13 protein-coding genes and 20 tRNA genes are annotated in these 19557 nt (G+C 40.0%); 4 read left to right on the forward strand and 29 right to left on the reverse strand.

Annotated elements, in window-relative coordinates; genetic code table 11:
- Nucleotides 1-18: 18 nt before the first annotated feature.
- Nucleotides 19-462 carry a Dps family protein gene (locus tag MHI10_RS16280; RefSeq protein WP_340787283.1) on the reverse strand — a complete coding sequence of 148 codons (444 nt, stop codon included), beginning with the start codon at nucleotides 460-462 and terminating at the stop codon, nucleotides 19-21.
- 351 nt (nucleotides 463-813) lie between these two features.
- On the opposite strand from MHI10_RS16280, the gene MHI10_RS16285 reads away from it, so the two are divergent.
- The 3 genes from MHI10_RS16285 (at nucleotide 814) to MHI10_RS16295 (ending at nucleotide 2477) form a co-directional block, all read left to right on the forward strand.
- Nucleotides 814-972, forward strand: a complete 159-nt coding sequence (locus MHI10_RS16285) for a hypothetical protein (protein WP_340787284.1) — start codon at nucleotides 814-816, stop codon at nucleotides 970-972.
- Nucleotides 969-1205, forward strand: coding sequence for a membrane protein insertion efficiency factor YidD (gene yidD, locus MHI10_RS16290; RefSeq protein ID WP_340787286.1), 237 nt, complete (start codon nucleotides 969-971; stop codon nucleotides 1203-1205). The genes MHI10_RS16285 and yidD overlap by 4 nt, the downstream gene beginning before the upstream one ends.
- Before the next feature lie 309 nt (nucleotides 1206-1514).
- Complete coding sequence (locus MHI10_RS16295) at nucleotides 1515-2477, forward strand: metal ABC transporter solute-binding protein, Zn/Mn family (RefSeq protein WP_340787288.1); 963 nt, start codon at nucleotides 1515-1517, stop codon at nucleotides 2475-2477.
- Between the two features lie 116 nt (nucleotides 2478-2593).
- Here the strand turns inward: MHI10_RS16295 and MHI10_RS16300 are convergent, their stop codons facing one another.
- The 7 genes from MHI10_RS16300 to MHI10_RS16330 form a co-directional block, all read right to left on the reverse strand.
- Nucleotides 2594-7216, reverse strand: coding sequence for an S-layer homology domain-containing protein (locus MHI10_RS16300; protein ID WP_340787290.1), 4623 nt, complete (start codon nucleotides 7214-7216; stop codon nucleotides 2594-2596).
- 200 nt (nucleotides 7217-7416) lie between these two features.
- Nucleotides 7417-8388 (reverse strand): transglutaminase domain-containing protein, encoded by a 972-nt coding sequence (locus tag MHI10_RS16305; RefSeq protein WP_340787291.1) that lies wholly within the window; start codon nucleotides 8386-8388, stop codon nucleotides 7417-7419.
- Between the two features lie 40 nt (nucleotides 8389-8428).
- On the reverse strand, nucleotides 8429-9871 hold the full coding sequence (locus MHI10_RS16310) for an o-succinylbenzoate--CoA ligase (RefSeq protein ID WP_340787293.1): 1443 nt from the start codon (nucleotides 9869-9871) through the stop codon (nucleotides 8429-8431).
- Between the two features lie 159 nt (nucleotides 9872-10030).
- Nucleotides 10031-10855: a 1,4-dihydroxy-2-naphthoyl-CoA synthase gene (menB, locus tag MHI10_RS16315; RefSeq protein WP_340787295.1), complete on the reverse strand. Its 825-nt coding sequence runs from the start codon at nucleotides 10853-10855 to the stop codon at nucleotides 10031-10033.
- 20 nt (nucleotides 10856-10875) lie between these two features.
- Nucleotides 10876-11694, reverse strand: coding sequence for a 2-succinyl-6-hydroxy-2,4-cyclohexadiene-1-carboxylate synthase (gene menH / locus MHI10_RS16320; protein ID WP_340787297.1), 819 nt, complete (start codon nucleotides 11692-11694; stop codon nucleotides 10876-10878).
- A complete protein-coding gene (gene menD, locus MHI10_RS16325; RefSeq protein WP_340787299.1) occupies nucleotides 11676-13409 on the reverse strand; it encodes a 2-succinyl-5-enolpyruvyl-6-hydroxy-3-cyclohexene-1-carboxylic-acid synthase in 1734 nt (577 codons plus the stop codon). The genes menH and menD overlap by 19 nt, the downstream gene beginning before the upstream one ends.
- Nucleotides 13402-14784 (reverse strand): isochorismate synthase, encoded by a 1383-nt coding sequence (locus MHI10_RS16330; RefSeq protein ID WP_340787301.1) that lies wholly within the window; start codon nucleotides 14782-14784, stop codon nucleotides 13402-13404. Before MHI10_RS16330 ends, menD begins: the two co-directional genes overlap by 8 nt.
- A 215-nt stretch (nucleotides 14785-14999) precedes the next feature.
- Here MHI10_RS16330 and MHI10_RS16335 point away from each other — a divergent pair, with 215 nt between their 5' ends.
- On the forward strand, nucleotides 15000-15917 hold the full coding sequence (locus tag MHI10_RS16335) for a 1,4-dihydroxy-2-naphthoate polyprenyltransferase (RefSeq protein ID WP_340787303.1): 918 nt from the start codon (nucleotides 15000-15002) through the stop codon (nucleotides 15915-15917).
- A 187-nt stretch (nucleotides 15918-16104) separates the two neighbouring features.
- Here the strand turns inward: MHI10_RS16335 and MHI10_RS16340 are convergent, their stop codons facing one another.
- From MHI10_RS16340 to MHI10_RS16440, 21 genes are all read right to left on the reverse strand, one after another.
- Nucleotides 16105-16857 (reverse strand): MerR family transcriptional regulator, encoded by a 753-nt coding sequence (locus MHI10_RS16340; protein ID WP_340787304.1) that lies wholly within the window; start codon nucleotides 16855-16857, stop codon nucleotides 16105-16107.
- A 406-nt stretch (nucleotides 16858-17263) separates the two neighbouring features.
- A tRNA-Glu gene (locus MHI10_RS16345) sits at nucleotides 17264-17335 on the reverse strand.
- Between the two features lie 8 nt (nucleotides 17336-17343).
- Nucleotides 17344-17434 (reverse strand) — tRNA-Ser (locus MHI10_RS16350).
- A 12-nt stretch (nucleotides 17435-17446) separates the two neighbouring features.
- A tRNA-Asn gene (locus MHI10_RS16355) sits at nucleotides 17447-17521 on the reverse strand.
- Nucleotides 17522-17539: 18 nt separating this feature from the next.
- Nucleotides 17540-17616: transfer RNA gene (locus MHI10_RS16360), tRNA-Ile, on the reverse strand.
- Between the two features lie 10 nt (nucleotides 17617-17626).
- Nucleotides 17627-17700: transfer RNA gene (locus MHI10_RS16365), tRNA-Gly, on the reverse strand.
- Nucleotides 17701-17705: 5 nt separating this feature from the next.
- Nucleotides 17706-17781 (reverse strand) — tRNA-Phe (locus MHI10_RS16370).
- Nucleotides 17782-17807: 26 nt separating this feature from the next.
- Nucleotides 17808-17883: transfer RNA gene (locus tag MHI10_RS16375), tRNA-Asp, on the reverse strand.
- 4 nt (nucleotides 17884-17887) lie between these two features.
- Nucleotides 17888-17962, reverse strand: a tRNA-Met gene (locus tag MHI10_RS16380).
- A 44-nt stretch (nucleotides 17963-18006) separates the two neighbouring features.
- A tRNA-Ser gene (locus tag MHI10_RS16385) sits at nucleotides 18007-18099 on the reverse strand.
- Between the two features lie 18 nt (nucleotides 18100-18117).
- Nucleotides 18118-18194: transfer RNA gene (locus MHI10_RS16390), tRNA-Ile, on the reverse strand.
- A 7-nt stretch (nucleotides 18195-18201) separates the two neighbouring features.
- Nucleotides 18202-18275 (reverse strand) — tRNA-Met (locus MHI10_RS16395).
- Nucleotides 18276-18302: 27 nt separating this feature from the next.
- Nucleotides 18303-18378 (reverse strand) — tRNA-Ala (locus MHI10_RS16400).
- 6 nt (nucleotides 18379-18384) lie between these two features.
- Nucleotides 18385-18461, reverse strand: a tRNA-Pro gene (locus tag MHI10_RS16405).
- 21 nt (nucleotides 18462-18482) lie between these two features.
- A tRNA-Arg gene (locus MHI10_RS16410) sits at nucleotides 18483-18559 on the reverse strand.
- A gap of 23 nt (nucleotides 18560-18582) precedes the next feature.
- Nucleotides 18583-18671: transfer RNA gene (locus tag MHI10_RS16415), tRNA-Leu, on the reverse strand.
- A 6-nt stretch (nucleotides 18672-18677) separates the two neighbouring features.
- Nucleotides 18678-18752 (reverse strand) — tRNA-Gly (locus MHI10_RS16420).
- A 42-nt stretch (nucleotides 18753-18794) separates the two neighbouring features.
- Nucleotides 18795-18879: transfer RNA gene (locus MHI10_RS16425), tRNA-Leu, on the reverse strand.
- Nucleotides 18880-18897: 18 nt separating this feature from the next.
- A tRNA-Lys gene (locus MHI10_RS16430) sits at nucleotides 18898-18973 on the reverse strand.
- Between the two features lie 6 nt (nucleotides 18974-18979).
- Nucleotides 18980-19055 (reverse strand) — tRNA-Thr (locus tag MHI10_RS16435).
- Between the two features lie 9 nt (nucleotides 19056-19064).
- Nucleotides 19065-19140: transfer RNA gene (locus MHI10_RS16440), tRNA-Val, on the reverse strand.
- Nucleotides 19141-19557 lie beyond the last annotated feature (417 nt).

A 19557-nucleotide genomic window follows, 5' to 3' on the forward strand; every position in this document is an offset into this window, starting at 1 on the left:
TTCTTCGTTGAGATTTATTTATTTCCCTAAAAACGCATTCAACATCCACGCATGCTTTTCTAGGCTTTGATAATTTGCATTCAATAAATCTTCAGTACGATCATCACCTTCTTCAGCTGCTGTCGCCATCGTTTTTTTCAATGCTTCCATAATGATTTGGAAATCGGCTATCGTCGTTTTTACCATTTCTTCTGGTGATTCTTCCCTAGCCACTTCCTGTATAAGTGATATGTTTAAATGCTCTTTTAATGTCGCTACTGGCTTGCCACCTTTAGATAAAATACGTTCTGCGACTTCATCTAAGTTTAATGTGACTTCATTATAAAGCTCTTCAAATTTTTCGTGTAATGTAAAAAATGATGGTCCCGTTACATACCAATGATAGTTATGTAATTTTGTGTAAAGGACAGACCAAGTTGCTACTAATTCATTTAATTCGGAATTTAATTGTGTTTTCGTCATTTTAATCACTCCATCTTTTTTTTCATACTAAATGATTGGATTAAGTTCCCACTAAATCGCATCATTTACCCATATAATACCCTTCTCACATACATTTAGTTGTGACAATTTGTCGACATTATCATTTCTTATTCATTATTTCCTTTCTAATTAAAATTCAAACATTCAAAATTCAATGTTTAGCCAAAACTTCTGTAAATTTTTATTGTAAAATAGAGTAAGTTCTTCCACTTGAGATGGACGGATTTTATCAATACCATTACTGTATTTTCGCATGACCCTACTTTTACCGAGAGTAAATAAGACCAAAATGAATGGATTTCGTCTATTATTATAAAATGAGGTGAAATGATGAGTTTACCAATCGTACTTATTATTATCGTAACAATTATGGGGATTTTTGCATTCGCTATTTTCTTCCTCGCTAAGAAAAATAATGTCTCTTTGAAACAAACTGTCGATGCAAATCCTGTGCGTACCTACAAAAATGGAGAGCAGGAAAAGAATTGAAAAAACTATTTATTGGGCTCATTCAACTTTATCAAAAATATTTATCACCAATGAAACCACCCTCTTGTCGCTTTCATCCTACTTGTTCTCACTATGGAGTTGAGGCCATTGAAAAGCATGGTGCGATCAAAGGCTTCATGATGACGGTTATCCGCATTTTAAAATGCCAGCCGCTGCACCCTGGTGGTTTCGATCCAGTCCCTGATAAATGGCCTTCGAAAAAAGGAAACTAACGCTATATGAGCATTTCCCCGTACAAATTATGCGGGGAAATATAATATAGCTCATTCTATCCGTCACATTTTAGTTTCTATCCAACACATTCGCATTTTTATCCGTCACTTTCAACTTTCTATCCACCACTTTTACATTTCTATCCGTATTAGCCATATATACTAACGGTTACACATTAAAACAGCAGCCCACATGATTTATTTAATAAAGGTTACTGTTTTTTTATTGTGTTTTAGGCAACCATATTGTATGATTAAAAATGTTAAAAATTTAAATCGTAACAATTACTATTTAGGGAGTTTACATTTATGAAAAAAATATTTATTTTACTTTCGATTTTTGCTGTATTATTAGCTGCTTGTAGCGCAGATCAATCCGCTACTTCTAATAATAATGAACCGACAGACAATCAATTATCCATTTACACTACGGTTTATCCATTACAATACTTCACTGAACGCATCGGTGGGGATTTTGTCCATGTTTCCTCTATATACCCTGTTGGCGCAAACGAACACACGTTTGAACCGACACAAAAGGATATGATGGCTTTAGCAGATGCCGATTTATTTTATTATATCGGGTTAGGCCTTGAAGGTTTTGTTGAAAATGCGGAGAAAACATTAGCAAAAGAAGATGTGAAATTCGTTGCCACTGCTGCAAATGTAACGGAGGAACAGCTTGATATTTCAACAGGTCACGCGCATGAAGAAGATGACGGTGATGAAGATCATGGACATCAAGAGCATGATGCACATGTGTGGCTCTCTCCTATCATCTCTCAGGAATTAGCGCGTTCGATTAAAGATGAATTAGTGGCGGCGTTACCAGAGCAAGAAGCGCTATTCAACAAAAACTATGAACAGTTATTGACAGAGTTAAATGAACTGCATAACGAGTTAGAATCAATGGCTGCCACAACTTCGAAAAAAACGTTTTTCGTATCCCATGCAGCATTTGGTTATTTAGCGGGGCATTATGGTTTAAAGCAAGTAGCAATAGCGGGATTAAATTCTCAAAGTGAGCCTTCTCAAAAGGAATTAACAGCAATTGTTGATTTAGCAAAAGAGGAAAACATTCACTCTATTTTCTTCGAGCAAAATGTCTCATCTAATTTAACGAAAATCATTCAAAAAGAGTTAGGTGCGGAAACATTAATTTTGCATAATTTAAGTGTCCTTACGAAAGAGGATGTCGCGAATAATGAAGATTATTTTACGTTGATGCGGAAAAATATGAATGCGTTAACGAAAGCATTGGCGGATTCATGATTTAACTAAGTAGCAATATTTTTAGTGCTGAACCTAGAATCAAAATGCTTTCCAAACGAATACACAGTATAAAAGAGCTTGAAAGGATATGACTTCCTCTCAAGCTCTTTTCGTTGTTATTTCATTTGCAGTATGCGAGATAAAAACGCTACAAACTCGGCTCTTGTTACAGGGGCGTTTGGATTGAACTTTCCGTTATCTCCAAGTGCAATCTCTTCACGTTCTAATACTGCGATAAATCCTGCGCTCCAATGTGCGGGATCCACATCGGTAAACGTGCTTTTTCCTTCAGGTGTGAAGCCTAGTACACCAACCAATACTTTTGCGAGTTCGGCACGCGTCATATTTTCTGCTGGTAGGAAAGCACCATTTGCGCCATCAATAATCCCTGCTTGTTGTAATATAGAGATTTTATTATAGAATGGATGTGTTGGTGATACATCCTTGAAATTTGCTGGTGTACGCACAGTTTCAAATGAAAATGCTCGCGATAAAAGGGCTGCTACATGCATACGGCTGATTGGATTATTCGGACGGAAAGAACCGTCTTCATACCCTTGAATAATGCCGAGTGTTGCGAGTTCCTCAATCATTTCCTTTGCCCAGTGTTGCTCCGTGTCCGTGAATGTTACAGGCGGTTTTGGTTGTTCTGGTTTCGGCTGCTCAGGTGTTTGTGGCTCTAGTTGTTCCTCTGGCAATGCCGTCCATTTCGCATAGAGCGAGATATTTTCTCGAACGAGCGTATCTTCTGACCAAGGTTTTGTTAACGCCTCATCTTGATACCAACCATCAAAACGGAAACCTGTTCGAGTAGGTACTGGTAAATCACTTACTTTTGTATTGTACGTTATATCGATTGGGGCAATTATTGTACCACCATTTGTATTTAATGTAATTTTGACTTTGGATGGTGGTGAATCGTCGTTGTTATTATTGTTTGATGGTGTTGGGTTGCTACCTCCGCCTGGTGTTGGTGGGGGCGCTATTTTCACCAATACTTTTGCCACATCACTTGTAACCATAGCTGTTTGTCCCCCTGTTGCATTCAGATCTGTATTGGTTACCTCAACATAATAATAAGTAGTTCCTGCTTTATTTGTCGGTGCTCTATAAGTGTCAGTCGTTGCATCACTAATTGGCGTACCATTACTCGTGCTGTTCGTTTCGTTGCTATACCACTGATAACTTAGTGTGCCATCACCAGTAGCCACTACGTTTAATTCAGCAGTTTCTCCTACATTTACGATTTTATCTTTTGGTTGCGTATCAATGTTTGGTTGGCTTGCGTTCGTCAAGGCATTTACTTGTACTTTTGCCACATGACTTTTAACTGTAGCTGTTTTTTTCCCAGGTGCGCTCGGATCTTCATTGGTTACTTCAACATAATAATAAGTAGTGTCAGCTATAGTTGTCGGTGCTGAATAAGTCGCAGTCGTTGCACCACTAATTAGCGTGCCATTACTCGTGCTATTCGTTTCGTTGCTATACCACTGATAACTTAGTACGCCATCACCAGTAGCCACTACGTTTAATTCAGCAGATTCCCCTACATTTACGGTTTGATCTTCTGGTTGTGTATCAATGCTTGGTGGGGTTGCGTTCGTCAAGGCATTCACTTGTATTTTTGCTACTTTACTTGAAACTATAGCTATTTGAACCCCTGTTGCACTCGGATCTGTATTGGTTACTTCAACATAGTAATAGGTAGTGCCTGCTGATGTTGTCGGCGCTGTATAAGTGGTATTCGTTGCCCCGCTAATTGGTGTGCCTCCAATATTGGCATTGGTTATGTTGCTATACCACTGATAACTTAGTGTTACCCCACCACTAGCCTCTACACTTAATTCAAAAGATTCCCCTACATTTACAGTTTTATCTACTGGTTGCGTATCAATGCTTGGAAGGGTTGCGTGCGTCAAGGCATTCACCTGTATTCTTGTCACATCACTTGTAGCTGTAGCTATTTTAATCCCAGTTGCACTCGAATCTGTATTGGTTACTACAACATAGTAATAGGTAGTGCCTACTGCGGTTGTTGGTACTTTATAAGTGGCACTCGTTGCCCCACTAATTGGTGTGCCTCCACTCGTGCTATTCGTTGTGTTGCTATACCACTGATAACTTAGTGTTACCCCATCACTAGCCTCTACACTTAATTCGAAAGATTCCCCTACATTTACAGTTTTACCTACTGGTTGGGTATCAATGCTTGGTGGGGTTGCGTTCGTCAAGGCATTCACTTGTACTTTTGCTATTTTACTTGAAACTGTAGCTATTTGAACCCCTGTTGCACTCGGATCTGTATTGGTTACTTCAACATAGTAATAGGTAGTTCCTACTGCAGTTGTTGGTACTGTATAAGTGGCATTCGTTGCCCCACTAATTGGTGTGCCTCCACTCGTGCTATTCGTTGTGTTGCTATACCACTGATAACTTAGTATTACCCCACCACTAGCCGCTATTCTTAATTCAACCGATTCCCCTACATTTATGGCTTGATCTACTGGTTGTGTATCAATGCTTGGTGGGGTTGCGTTCGTCAAGGCATTCACTTGTACTTTTGCTACTTTACTTGGAACTGTAATTTTTTTATCCCCCGTTGCATTCGAATCTTCATTGGTTACTTCAACATAGTAATAGGTAGCTCCTGCTTCAGTTGTCGGGGCTGTATAGGTCACATTCGTTTCCCCGTCAATGGGTACACCTCCAGTATTGGCATTGGTTGCATTTCTATACCACTGGTAGCTTAATGTCACCCCATCAATAGCCTCTACACTTAATTCAGCAGGTTCCCCTACATTTACGGTTTGATCTTTTGGTTGTGTCTTAATGCTTGGTGTGACTATCGTATATTTTTCTGCTTCTAGTGCGCCTAAATCAATTTTTCCCCCTTGAATACGAGGTTTGCCTGCAAGATCTGTATCGGGTGCATCCTCAATAGACCTATAATGATTATTGTCCCCTCTATTAATCGCGGGTGAGTTTGCTCGTAATCTATAATCATTATTACTAGGGTCGATAAATATATCTGCAGGTGTATAAGATGTATCTAGATCTATATCCGTATTAGTCTTATGGAATTTAGCTTTCATTTCGACATTATCATCTACATCCAATAAACTATTAGTAATCGTGCCTGAATAACCTTTTATAGCAGGCTCATTATTATTGCCGACGATTATACTATTTTGAATTGTTCCGCCACCGCCATAGATAGCTCCTTTAACTCCAGTAGACTTATTGCCGCTAATGGTTACATTCGTTAGACTCGGGTTACTACCATAATTGTACATGCCCCCTCCACTATTTGCTGCCTTATTGTCACTGAACATTACATTCGTTAGACTCGGGTTACTAATATAAAATAAGAAACCATAATTGTACATGCCTCCACCATTGCTTGCTTCATTGGCACTGAACGTTACATTCGTTAGGTTGGGGTTACTACTACTATTATTGTACATGCCCCCACCATCTTTTGCTGCTGAATTGGCATTGAACGTTACATTCGTTAGGCTCGGGCTACTTCTAAAATTGTGCATACCTGCACCATATATTGCTGAATTGGCACTAAACGTTACATTCGTTAGGCTCGGGTTACTACTATCATTGTACATCCCCCCACCATATTCCACCTCATTGGCACTGAATGTTACATTCGTTAGGCTCGGGTTACTACTATCATTGTACATCCCCCCACCATTAAATCTTGCCTTATTGGCATTGAACGTTACATTCGTTAGGCTCGGGCTACCATTTCTACTATTGTACATCCCCCCACCATTTCGTGCTGAGTTGGCACTGAACGTTACATTCGTTAAGCTCGGGCTACTACTATTATTGTACATGCCCCCACCACTAGATATTTCACTACCATTTGCATTACCACCTGTAATCGTTACGCTATCTAAAATAGCTGTAGCATCTAATTTTAAGTCATCTGGATGATAAAATACATGGTAGGCATTACCACTAATATCGCTTGGTGTATTATCAATATCACCGCTTAAAATAGTTTTCTTTGTTTCATCTGTTTCATTCAATTCTCGTTCTGCTATATCCATTTCTGTACCCTTAAAACCGCCGTAAATTGCTACATTATTTTTCATTTGGAAGGTAGCAAAGCGGTTGTTAGCACTTTCATCAGGGGGAATTATTTGTTTTGTCGGTTTATAAGTACCTGCTGCTAACCAAATTTGAACTTTATTTGAACTTGAAGCCGATTTAACTTTTGCATCATCCAATGCAGATTGTAAACTGTCGTATGCATCATCCCAGCTTGTGCCATCTATCTTCCCTGAACCCCCTACTTTCACATAAATAATAGCGCTGTCAGAAGTTGTCGTTTGTGTCTGTTGGAGAGTTTGTGGCATTTTTGGTGCAATATGAATCGTATACTGTTGGCGTGATTCATCATTACCCGCTAAGCGGAACCACAAAGAATGTTCTCCCTCTTCCTCAACTGTCATGGTTTGTGGCACATTTAAGGTCTGCCAATTTGCCCCTGCATCTTGTGAATATTCTACTTGGGCACTGTCTGTAGTAGTCATAATTACTTGCACTTCTACAGGGGTTGCCGCATATTCCCCCTCTACATACGGTTGACCTTTTGTCGTCATTGTCACTTGAAATGGTAACGGGTTACTAATCGCCACTGCTGGTATGCTGGTGAATACCGTTTGCATCAGTAAAAGTAGAATGGCAAATAGTGCGAGTGGTTGCTTTGATTTTTTTTGCATGTAATGTTGCCCCTTTCGTGTGATTTTATATAAAATAGTTATCTAACAAATTCATTTTACAGGTGAAAGGTTAAAACTGGGTTAAAAAAATAAAAGAATTTAAAAAAATTTTTTAGGGAAATCTGTAGTAAGAATTCAATACACACTAAAAAGAGCTTGAAAGGAAATGACTTCTCCTCAAGCTCTTTTCTTTTGCAAAGTTAAATCATCATTAAAAATTGTTCCTTATTGTGTTGAAACTGAATTTTAGCGATGGCTGTTACTTTCAATGTCGCTAAGTCCATTTGATACATTTTTTTGTCTTTCTCGCTAATGAAATAAAATTGATTTTTAATCGTAAATGCATGATTCGCTACTTGAAAATCTTTGTACTTTTCACTTTTTGCCGCTGGATATTCATCTTTTTCCCAAAAATGCGTTTTCGCCATTTGCTTATCTGTTAACATGAAGTATTTATAGCGAACCTCGTCATTTTTATTGCCAACAGGGTCGTCCCATGTTGGGTCCACATGATACCACTCACCATTTACTTTCGCTAAAATCCATGCGTGATGCTCATTATTTGAAAAACCTTTGACGTATTTCGCCTCTACATTTAATTCCTCCAACATTTTATACATCAGTAACGCGTATGCCTGACAAACACCTTTTTGCTCCGTTAAAAATGTATAAGTTGTATACTGACTATTTTTCGTTTTGCTCGAGTAACTTCCATTTAAAACGATATAATCATGCACGGCTTTCACTTTTTCAAATTCCATCGCGCCTTTTTTAATAATTTTCGGCAAAATTTTATCGACTTGCGCATTGACAAACAATTCTTTCTCTAAGTCTGTCAAATACGTCATCTTAAAAGTAATCGTCCCTTTATTGCCCGTATACTTCATCGTCATTTCCCATTTTGACGTATTTTCATAAATATATTGCTGTTCTTTTCGAATGTCATCCATCGTTTTTTTAATGACTGTTTTTAATTTTGAAAAGTCACCTTCATAAGAAAAAGTAAAGTTTTTATTGTAATTTCCCATCTGTTTTAAAATATCATCTTTTAACGTTTTCTCCGTAGAAATTTGATCCGCATACACAGTATTTGTATTAAAAACACTAAATGCGGTTGGCAAAGTACTAATGATTACTATTGTGACGAGCAGTAAACATACTAGCTTTTTCATGTAGATAGACCTCCAAATGGTATATCAGTCAGCTTTGCAATTATTTTTCCCCATCAAGTAGCTGCAGTAAATTTCTTCTTACTAACTTATTCGAACCATTCCGCGGTAATTCATGTACAAAATAGATCAATTTCGGTATTTTATAATTCGCAAGGCTTTGTTTACAGAAGTTGATGATTTCTTGTTCCGTTACGTCATTTCTCTTCACAATAAAAGCAATTGGAACTTGTCCCCATTTCTCATGAACAATGCCACAAACCCCAGCTTCTTTTACCCCTGGATGCGCTAAAAGGCAATTTTCAATTTCAGCAGGATATATATTTTCACCGCCTGAAATGATTAAATCCGCGCGTCGATCCACGACATACAAATAACCGTCCGCATCTAAATAGCCCAAATCCCCTGTATGCAACCAGCCATCTACCATTGTTGGCGTATCTTTATATTTTCCAATATAACGCGGGGTAACATGAGGGCCTCGTATTAATATTTCGCCAATTTCCTCCCCCTGCTGCTTGGCAATTTGAATTTGATTAAAAAACAATGGTTTTCCAGCAGAACCGAGATGACTCATTGCATCCTCATTCGATAAAGTTGCCGTTTGGGAGGCTGTTTCCGTCATCCCATATGTTTGCGCAACAGGCATATCCAACTTACTAGCCCGTTTTAAATAATCTACTGGCACGGGGCCTCCACCGGCAAGCATCGTCGTAAACTCTGGACTTGCCTTTACATTTTGCTGCTCCATCTCCGTTAAAATCATTTCTAACGTCACAGCAACGACGGACATTTTTGTTACAGTACCTTGGATAATTTCCTCTGCACATTGTTTGCCATCAAATTTTTCATATAAACGTATTTTCATTCCGTACAATAATGACCTCACAACAATCGAAAAACCACTTATATGAAAAATCGGTACCGTGCAAAGCCATGTATCTTGCTCTTTTATGCCTAAATTTAATGCAGAGCTAATTGCACTGGCACTATGATTGCCTACTGTTTGGCAAACGCCCTTTGGAAAACCTGTCGTTCCAGACGTATACATAATCGTCATCGCAAACTGCTCGTCCCATTCCTGTGCGATGTCAAAAGGCTGCCCTTGTTTTTGCACAAGCTTTGAAAATCGAATAATCCGCTCATCTTGTTGGAGTTTTACAAGGTCGTCATCATGAGCTAAAATTGCATCTACTTCTGCATCTTCAATTTGATACGCTAACTCTTGCTTAGAAAGGCGACTGTTTAATAGAACCATTTCACACTGTGCTTGCATACAGCTATATATGACTTGTATAAGTTGCGGCGTAGATGGAGCTAAAATCGCTACCCTTTTTCCATTTGATAATCCGTAAGCATTTAATTGATACGCCATTTTAACAGATTGCTCATAAAGCTCTCGAAATGTCCATTGTTGCTCGTGAAAACTTAAGGCAATTCGGTTCGGCGTTAAATAAGCGCGTTGTTTAATCCAATTTGGTTGCATTATTTTCCCCATCTTTCCGATTAGAATCGCATCCCTCTATTTATATTCATCTGCATGGATGCTCATTCATTATATTGATTTTCTACATAATCTTTACTTTCTATTCCATAAGAAAAGAGCACACAAATTGTATGCTCTTTTATGATGAATGCTAATCCATCAAGGGAAACGTGGGAATTGACCGAAATCAGGTTTACGCTTTTCTTTGAATGCGTCACGACCTTCTTTTGCTTCATCCGTTGTGTAGTATAAAAGTGTTGCGTCACCAGCTAATTGCTGGATACCCGCTAAACCGTCTGTATCTGCGTTCATTGCAGCTTTTAAGAAGCGTAATGCAGTTGGTGACATTTCAAGCATTTCTTCACACCATTTTACTGTTTCGTCTTCTAATTGCTCGTATGGCACTACTGTGTTAACTAAGCCCATATCAAGTGCTTCTTGTGCATCATATTGACGGCATAAGTACCAAATTTCACGTGCCTTTTTATGGCCAACGATACGTGCTAAATAGCCTGAACCGTAACCCGCATCAAATGAGCCTACTTTTGGACCTGTTTGTCCGAAACGCGCATTTTCAGCAGCAATTGTTAAGTCACATACAACGTGTAATACGTGACCACCGCCGATTGCATAACCTGCAACCATCGCAACTACCGGCTTTGGAATTTTACGGATTAATGTTTGTAAATCTAAAACATTTAAACGAGGAATATTATCTTCGCCTACATAGCCACCGTTACCGCGAACTTTTTGGTCGCCGCCTGAACAGAATGCGTGCTCACCTTCACCAGTTAAAATAATCGTACCTACACGCTCATCATCACGTGCACGAGTGAATGCATCGATCATTTCCGCTGTTGTTTTTGGGCGGAATGCATTGCGTACTTCTGGACGGTTAATCGTAATTTTTGCGATACCGTTATAAAACTCATACTTAATGTCTTCATACGTATGTAATGAAGTCCATAAACGTTGCTTCGTCATTATGAAATCCCCTTACTTATTTAAATTTGTGAAATCGTTTCCTTTACTATTGTAGCAAACTTTGTCGGATTTTCCACATGAATTGCATGTCCAACTGCTGGGACAAGGATATGTTTTGCATTTGGAAGTTGCTGTTGCATTTGTTCATTCAACGCAATAAATTTCTGGTCCAATTCACCCGTAATTAATGTAACAGGCATTGCAAGATGTTGCAGTTCGTTCCACAAGGATGGCATGACACCTGTACCCATCCCGCGCAAACTATTTGCTAAACCTATTTCTCGTTGCATCATTCGTTCATTGCGTATTTCTGCTTGAATGATCGGTGACAACTGCTTTTGTGTGGCGAAAAGGGGGATGTTCTCCCACTTTTCAATAAATGATTGCAAACCATTGTGAACAATTTTATCGGCTAACGCATCATCGGCATTTTTTCGAGCCAATCGTTCTGCTTGTCCTTCAAGTCCAGGTGATGCACTCTCCAAGATTAGCTGTGTTACGCGCTTAGGGAAACGTGCAGTATAACTAAGTGCAACACGCCCCCCCATTGAATAACCAACAAGTGTGAACGACTGAACTACTAACTGCTCAAACAGATCTTCTAACAATTGAATTTGCGCTTCCATGGAATAGGCATCTATCGTTTGTGGCGCTGTACTTTGCCCATGCCCTATTAAATCAATCGCGATGACTTTAACTGAAGTAGGCAGTTCCTTCACAACATGATGCCACGTTTTCGTACTACCTGTAAAACCATGTAATAGTACGAGCGTATTTTTAGCCCCGTCATTAAAAACTTCTACATGCACCGTTTGCTCATTTATAATGAATCGAGCCATTCGTTTAGCACCTCTTGAATGCGGTTCCATAATGCACGATGTTCCGTCACATTGTCCGCGCGATTCGTAAATCCTTCAATTATCTTCACAGCACTTTGTTTCGGTTGTTGTAAGGCTGTAACTAGTTCTTCGACATTCGATGCCTTGCTATAGTCAAATTCATACATCGTTGCAACTTGTTCGAAAGTAAGTGCTGTTGGCGTACCGAATAAATCCTCATAATGCGCTTCCACCGATGCTTGTGGTAAATAGGAGAAGATGCCCCCACCATCATTATTCATGATAACTACCGTCACGTCACATGGTTGATAACGCGTAGCAATAAAGGCATTTACATCATGTAAAAAAGCTAAATCCCCGATTAAGATATACGTTTGACGCTGTGGTCGCCCTTTGCTAAATCCAAGCGCCGTTGACATGACCCCGTCAATACCATTCGCCCCTCGATTCGCAAACACTTGTAAATCTTTTTTAGAAGTAGTCAAAAACGTATCTAAATCACGAATTGGCATACTACTGCTTACGAATAAATCCGCTTCATTCGGTAAATTTTCGAGCATGGCTTGCACCATGGCTCCTTCATCTATAGCATCATCTGCATATTTTTCAATGACATCTAATGCAAGTAAATCAGCCATTTTCCAAAATTGCGCAAACGGAGCCTCTGTTAATCGATTATCAATTGGCATGTCCGCTAACCATTGTCCAATAAGCGCTTGAATAAAATGAGTAGATACATGTGTTGAATCACGATACATTGGGTCTTCATCAATTATGACATAGCTTTGCGGCTGAGCACGCTCAATAAATTGCATTAAAAACTTCGATACAGGCTGGGCGCCAAAGCGAATAACGGTTTGTGGTGCGACATTGCGTTTAAATCGGTCGTTTTTCATTAATGCATCATATGTAGAAATCGCGTAAAGCTGGCAGTCTTCAGGTACTTCTGTGCGTAAATTCGATAAGCTTTCAATCATGACAGGCCATTGTACTTTGCGAATGAAATCCCATAAATAAGTCGTGTCCGTACCAAGTGGTAATTCCCCTACAATAATTAACCCTGTACGCGTTTGATTAATCAATTGCGCTAATTCAGAAATCGCTGCTTTTGAAGGAGCTAACTCACTTATATAGCTGCTAGCAAAAGTTGATTTCGGTAAAGTTTCTTGAAAGTCGATTAATAATGGCTCACGGAACGGAATATTCAGATGAACCGGTCCATACGGGGCAGTCATCGCAATATTAACCGCGCGCACTGTATGTCGCTCGATAAACGGTAATGTTCGCGGTGCGTCATCTGGAATCGGAAATTCTACCGACCATTTTACATTTTCACCGTAAATGCGCACTTGATTAATCGTTTGCGGCGCGCCAACTTCACGCAATTCATGTGGACGATCCGCCGTTAAAACGATGAGTGGAACACGTGCATATTTTGCCTCGATAATGGCTGGATAGTAATTGGCTGCTGCTGTGCCAGACGTACATAAAAGCACGACTGGCTTCCCTGTTGCTTTTGCTAAACCTAACGCATAAAAGGCTGCCGCACGTTCATCTACTTGTCGATGCATTTGTAACGCTTCTGTTGACGCAAACGCATAAGCAAGTGGTGTTGAGCGTGATCCAGGACTAACGACCACATTTTTAACACCATTTTGCACAAGCGTTGCGACAATTTTATACACATAATTTGTTAAAGTTTCACGTTCATTCATCTAATTGCCCCCCTAGAGCGCGTAACATTGGACGGAACTTCACCAGCGTTTCGTCATACTCTGAAGCTGCGTCAGAATCCGCTACAATGCCGCCTCCTGCATATAAATAAGCCTTGTCCTTCACTAAAGCAGCCGAACGAATTGCTACGGCAAACTCTCCATTACCATCTGCGTCCAACCAACCAATTGGCGCCGCATAAAGTCCGCGATTCATTGGCTCATATTTTCGAATCATTTCGAGTGCCTGCATTCTTGGAACACCACCGAGAGCAGGAGTAGGGTGCAAATGCTTTACGAATTGTAAAATCGTCGCATCCTCACGTAACTTTCCTTCTACCGGTGTATATAAATGCTGGATATCTCTTATTTTCAGCAATTTTGGATTGTTTGGCACTTTAACATCTGAGCAATTTTTTTCGAATGTTTCTGTAATCATTTCCACTACATAATGGTGCTCTCCGCGATTTTTTGTATCATTTAATAAGCTTTGACCAAGCACCTCATCATCTTCTGCTGTTTTACCGCGCTTAATCGAACCTGCGACACATGAAGAAAAAGCTAGACCATTTTCGACTTTCACTAAGCGTTCAGGTGATGCCCCGTAAAACAGCATGTCTTTGTGCTCTAATCCAAATAAATAGCTATCAGGCTGTTCATTTTCAACATGTGATAAAATTTGAGGGGATGTAATGGCTTGCTCAAATTGCAACGCTAATGAACGTGCAATGACAACCTTTTGGGCCTCATTTGCTTTAATTAAATCCGTAACTTGATCAATGGATTGTAAATATGCTTCTTTATGTGGTTCCTCATAGCTAATCATCGATGGTTTTGCGTACGTTTTTGCATCCGTTGCCTGTGCAGCATGAATGAATGCATCCCGTTCTTTTCGTAAATCATCAAAAATCGCTACACTATTTTCATTATCCGTAATTAAATGAATCGTAACATACGCTTTTTCATTACGAATGACTAATTGATGTGTCGCCACTGTAAAATAGCTTTGAGGGAAATTTGACCATTCCCCGGATACTTCGTTTTTTGGATCAAACGTAAAGCCACCAAATAAAATCGGCTGTAATTCTTGTTCTTCTTGAACAATTTGGTTCGTCAATTTTTTCCATTCACGCTCTACTTTGTCGAAACGATTTTCACCATCGTTATTTTCGATTACATAGGCATGCCCTAAACCAACCAATGTAAACGTTTTTTCACGATTTTGCCAATAAAATCTCCGTTTCCCATAAAGCGATTCACCCGCCGCAAAAAAAGCCAATGCTGATAAATGGCTCACCTCTATTGTTTCTATATAAAAACTTCGCTTCGAATTTAAGCCTACTTCTATCTCAGTGGCATTGTACCACTTGTGTTGCATGAAAATTCCCTCCGTCACGTTGTAAGTTCACTAAGTTTATTTGTTCATTATTATATTAATTTGTTTACTTATTTACATTTTCCCTGTAAATAATGTCCTTCTTATCATACCATTTTTCAATCAAAGGTTGTATGTATAAGCTATTGCCCTATTCATTTTGTTTACTTTCGTTTAAGATAGTATAGATATTGATTATTTAAGGAGCGTAATAGTTTATGACCAAAGTTATTGAAGCGGATACTAGCTTTAAAGTATGGTGGCATTTAACACGGCCTCATACATTAACAGCTTCTTTTGTACCCGTATTTCTAGGAACAGCGATTGCTTTAGCTGTTGAAAATCAAGCAATTAATTATTTACTCTTTTTTGCGATGCTTGCAGCAAGTATGTTAATACAAGCCGCAACGAACATGTTTAACGAATATTATGATTTTAAACTCGGGCTTGATAACGAAAACTCTGTTGGCATTGGTGGAACAATTGTCCGTCACGGAGTTGCCCCAAAAACGATCATGATGATTGCACTAAGCTTTTACGGTATCGCCATGCTATTAGGGATATATATTTGTATCGCTTCCTCTTGGTGGCTCGTAGTAGTCGGTTTAGTTTGCATGCTAATCGGCTTTTTATATACAGGTGGACCCTATCCAATCGCTTACTCACCGTTTGGAGAACTTGTATCAGGTGCGGTTATGGGGATGGGGATTGTGTTAATCTCTTTTTTCATCCAAACAAAAACGGTTACTCTTAATGCAGTACTCCTATCCGTACCAAGTATGATTTTAGTCGGCGCAATAATGCTTTCTAATAATATTCGAGATATCGTTGGGGATACAGAAGGTGGCCGTAAAACGATGGCGATTTTAGTCGGGCGTCATCATGCGATTACTATTTTAGCTTTATTTTTCATCGTTTCGTATTCATGGATTATCGGCTTAATTCTTTTTGATGGATTAACACCATGGTCTTTACTCGTATTTTTAAGTATAAAAAAACCACTCGATGCGATTCAATTATTCCGTGCGAAAGAGCAACCACTTGAAGTAATGCCTGCTATGAAATTTACCGCACAAACGAATACATTTTTCGGTTTTCTCCTCGGCATTGGCATCATTATTTCTTACTTCCTATAATAAAACAAGTAAGAATAGTCTCTACTTTTATTCAGAAAAAAATCCAGCCATTTGTGCAAATTTAGCACGTTTGGCTGGATTTTTATATAGTTCCGATTGTCACACTTCATCCGAATGATCCACACATATAAGAACTGTCGGAATCACTTCTTTTAATTGATTTGCATCCAAATATTTTTAGGCATCGTTACTTTACATATTCCAAAATCGCATCATGTAAAAATTGCGTTGCTCCTTTACCAACCTTATCATCATAATATGCGGTAAAGCGCTCATCATGTATATACATTTGGGCTAAGCCTGCATGAGCTTGTGGCGTATACTTTGCCCAATAAAAGCTTAACCAACGTTTATGCAATTCCGCTGCCTCCATCGCCACTTCAGCGCTCGCATCCCCATTCGCCTTTGCTTCCTTTAAGCGTTCAAATAGCATTTTCTCCAATTGGTTAACGGATTCGTATTGCTCCTCTGTCATATTTTTCAACTTACCGTAGTTCGCCAAAACTTGCTCTTCCCCATATTTTCCACGGATTTCTTCCCCGTATTGCTTGTCATTGTCTTCAATTAACTTATTTTTAAACGCCTCAAACTTTTGTTCGTTTGTCATCATTTTTTCCCCTTCCATTACTTGAATCGTATTTTGTATTGTTGTAATTAAACCATCTAAATAATCGCGCTTTTTTTCAAGCATTTCATGTTGTTTCCGAAGTGCTTGATTCACATTAAATTCTGGTGCATCTAATATCCTTTTAATTTCCTCTAATTTAAAATCAAGCTCTCGATAAAATAAAATTTGTTGCAGTCGGTCAATATCGGTCACGCTATATTGACGATAGCCATTGTCCCTAGTATCAGAAGGTGTCAACAAGCCAATTTCATCATAGTATCGGAGTGCCCGCTTACTTACCCCAGACAGCTTTGCTAATTCATTAATCAGCATTTCATCACCTCTCTCTATGTTGTACTATAAAGGATAACGTAACGAGAAGGTCAATGGGTGAATGTAAATTATTTTTTCACCAAATCACGCCTACTCCCAGCATGCCGCTATCATTTGGGACATACTTTGCAACGATTTTAGGTTATTAGCCATTTAATCTGCTTTACTAGCCAAGCTTACGTAGTATATAGCCCTATTGCGGTCGTTACTAGCCGATCTGGGGCCTTTATAGCCGAAATGATACAGTTACTAACTAAGCGACTCCTTCGTTTAGAAGCACTACCTCATTTTATTCCAAATAGAACTGAGCGATTTACTTCCAATACGCACTAAGCTATTTCTATAAAATTCGCAAAAAGCGCTAGACACGTATGTAACGTATCTAGCGCTTTTCGATTATGTATGATGACCCGTACGGGATTCGAACCCGTGTTACCGCCGTGAAAGGGCGGTGTCTTAACCGCTTGACCAACGGGCCTAATTCTATGGCGGAGAAGGAGGGATTCGAACCCTCGCACCGCTTACGCGATCTACACCCTTAGCAGGGGCGCCCCTTGAGCCACTTGGGTACTTCCCCATAGAATAAAAATGGCTCCGAAGGTAGGACTCGAACCTACGACCAACCGGTTAACAGCCGGTTGCTCTACCACTGAGCTACTTCGGAATAATTATGATGTTTTAATGGTGGGCCTAAATGGACTCGAACCATCGACCTCACGCTTATCAGGCGTGCGCTCTAACCAGCTGAGCTATAGGCCCTTTAAATAAATGGAGCGGGTGAAGAGAATCGAACTCTCATCATCAGCTTGGAAGGCTGAGGTTTTACCACTAAACTACACCCGCAATTATGGTGGGTCAGGACGGAATCGAACCGCCGACACTTAGAGCTTCAATCTAATGCTCTACCAACTGAGCTACTGACCCATAATGCTTTTCCATAAATATATAAATGGCGGTCCCGACCGGGATCGAACCGGCGATCTCCTGCGTGACAGGCAGGCATGTTAACCGCTACACCACGGGACCATTTTGGTTGCGGGGACAGGACTTGAACCTGTGACCTTCGGGTTATGAGCCCGACGAGCTACCACTGCTCCACCCCGCGATAATACTATTTTTTTCAGTCTTTTGTACACCAATATTTAAAAATGGAGGAGGTAGAGGGATTCGAACCCCCGCGCGGTGTTACCCGCCTGTCGGTTTTCAAGACCGATCCCTTCAGCCGAACTTGGGTATACCTCCATGTTACATTCAATTTACTGGTGGACCTTACAGGACTCGAACCTGTGACCGGACGGTTATGAGCCGTCTGCTCTAACCAACTGAGCTAAAGGTCCTTTAAGATGGCGGCGGAGGGAGTCGAACCCACGACCTTTCGGGTATGAACCGAATGCTCTAGCCAGCTGAGCTACACCGCCAGGATCTTTATATGGTTAAAATTGTTTTGGTGGAGCCTAGCGGGATCGAACCGCTGACCTCCTGCGTGCAAGGCAGGCGCTCTCCCAGCTGAGCTAAGGCCCCATAAAATGGTCGGAATGACAGGATTCGAACCTACGACCCCTTGGTCCCAAACCAAGTGCTCTACCAAGCTGAGCTACATTCCGAAAAATATCATTTAAATTATATGGCGCGCCCGGCAGGAGTCGAACCCACAACCTTCTGATCCGTAGTCAGACGCTCTATCCAATTGAGCTACGGGCGCATAAATATTTGTTTAAAAGAAAATGGTGCCGAGGGCCGGAATCGAACCGGCACGATGATCACTCACCGCAGGATTTTAAGTCCTGTGCGTCTGCCAGTTCCGCCACCCCGGCATATGTTGGAGCGGAAGACGAGGTTCGAACTCGCGACCCCCACCTTGGCAAGGTGGTGTTCTACCACTGAACTACTTCCGCATATGCTTAAGAATTTTTATTCTGACAAGTTATTTAATTTAATGGTGCGGGTGAAGGGAGTCGAACCCCCACGCCTCGCGGCGCTAGATCCTAAGTCTAGTGCGTCTGCCAGTTCCGCCACACCCGCAGCAGACATATATAAAACTGGTGAGCCATGCAGGATTCGAACCTACGACCCTCTGATTAAAAGTCAGATGCTCTACCAACTGAGCTAATGGCTCTCTTAATGGTGCCGGCGAAAGGAGTCGAACCCTCGACCTACTGATTACAAGTCAGTTGCTCTACCAACTGAGCTACACCGGCATTTAGAAATGGTGGAGGATGACGGGCTCGAACCGCCGACCCTCTGCTTGTAAGGCAGATGCTCTCCCAGCTGAGCTAATCCTCCATGGGACATTAATAATTACTTATTAACGTTATGTCCTATTTGTTAAGGACAAGACTTATAATATCAAGCTTTTAACTGAAATGCAATAGTTTTTTAGAACTTTTTTAAAAAAAGTTTATTTTTTTCTAAAACTACTAATTAATAGCGGAACTATTTACTAAAAGTGATTTATTAAGCATAACGAAAGTTTAATACGATTACAATTATTTTTCAACTACTGTTTACAAATATTTTACTTATTAATCTATTTCCATCCGAAATTTACATATTATTGTATGAATCATGTTTATTTCGCAACTTTAATCACCATTTTTATTCGTCATAAATTTCTTAAGTTTTTTAACTTAATCCAGCATTTATCCCCCACTTCTCTAAGTGGGGAATAAATGCCCAATAGGAAATTCTATTCAGTGGGGA

The sequence above is a fragment of the Solibacillus sp. FSL K6-1523 genome, assembly GCF_038005225.1.
Taxonomy (GTDB): domain Bacteria; phylum Bacillota; class Bacilli; order Bacillales_A; family Planococcaceae; genus Solibacillus.

Bases quoted from the DNA above. Each gene is read 5' to 3' on its own strand.
- MHI10_RS16280 (WP_340787283.1), bottom strand. From the start codon at position 462: ATGACGAAAACACAATTAAATTCCGAATTAAATGAATTAGTAGCAACT.
- MHI10_RS16285 (WP_340787284.1), top strand. From the start codon at position 814: ATGAGTTTACCAATCGTACTTATTATTATCGTAACAATTATGGGGATT.
- MHI10_RS16295 (WP_340787288.1), top strand. From the start codon at position 1,515: ATGAAAAAAATATTTATTTTACTTTCGATTTTTGCTGTATTATTAGCT.
- MHI10_RS16300 (WP_340787290.1), bottom strand. From the start codon at position 7,216: ATGCAAAAAAAATCAAAGCAACCACTCGCACTATTTGCCATTCTACTT.
- MHI10_RS16305 (WP_340787291.1), bottom strand. From the start codon at position 8,388: ATGAAAAAGCTAGTATGTTTACTGCTCGTCACAATAGTAATCATTAGT.
- MHI10_RS16310 (WP_340787293.1), bottom strand. From the start codon at position 9,871: ATGCAACCAAATTGGATTAAACAACGCGCTTATTTAACGCCGAACCGA.
- menB (WP_340787295.1), bottom strand. From the start codon at position 10,855: ATGACGAAGCAACGTTTATGGACTTCATTACATACGTATGAAGACATT.
- menH (WP_340787297.1), bottom strand. From the start codon at position 11,694: ATGGCTCGATTCATTATAAATGAGCAAACGGTGCATGTAGAAGTTTTT.
- menD (WP_340787299.1), bottom strand. From the start codon at position 13,409: ATGAATGAACGTGAAACTTTAACAAATTATGTGTATAAAATTGTCGCA.
- MHI10_RS16330 (WP_340787301.1), bottom strand. From the start codon at position 14,784: ATGCAACACAAGTGGTACAATGCCACTGAGATAGAAGTAGGCTTAAAT.
- MHI10_RS16335 (WP_340787303.1), top strand. From the start codon at position 15,000: ATGACCAAAGTTATTGAAGCGGATACTAGCTTTAAAGTATGGTGGCAT.
- MHI10_RS16340 (WP_340787304.1), bottom strand. From the start codon at position 16,857: ATGCTGATTAATGAATTAGCAAAGCTGTCTGGGGTAAGTAAGCGGGCA.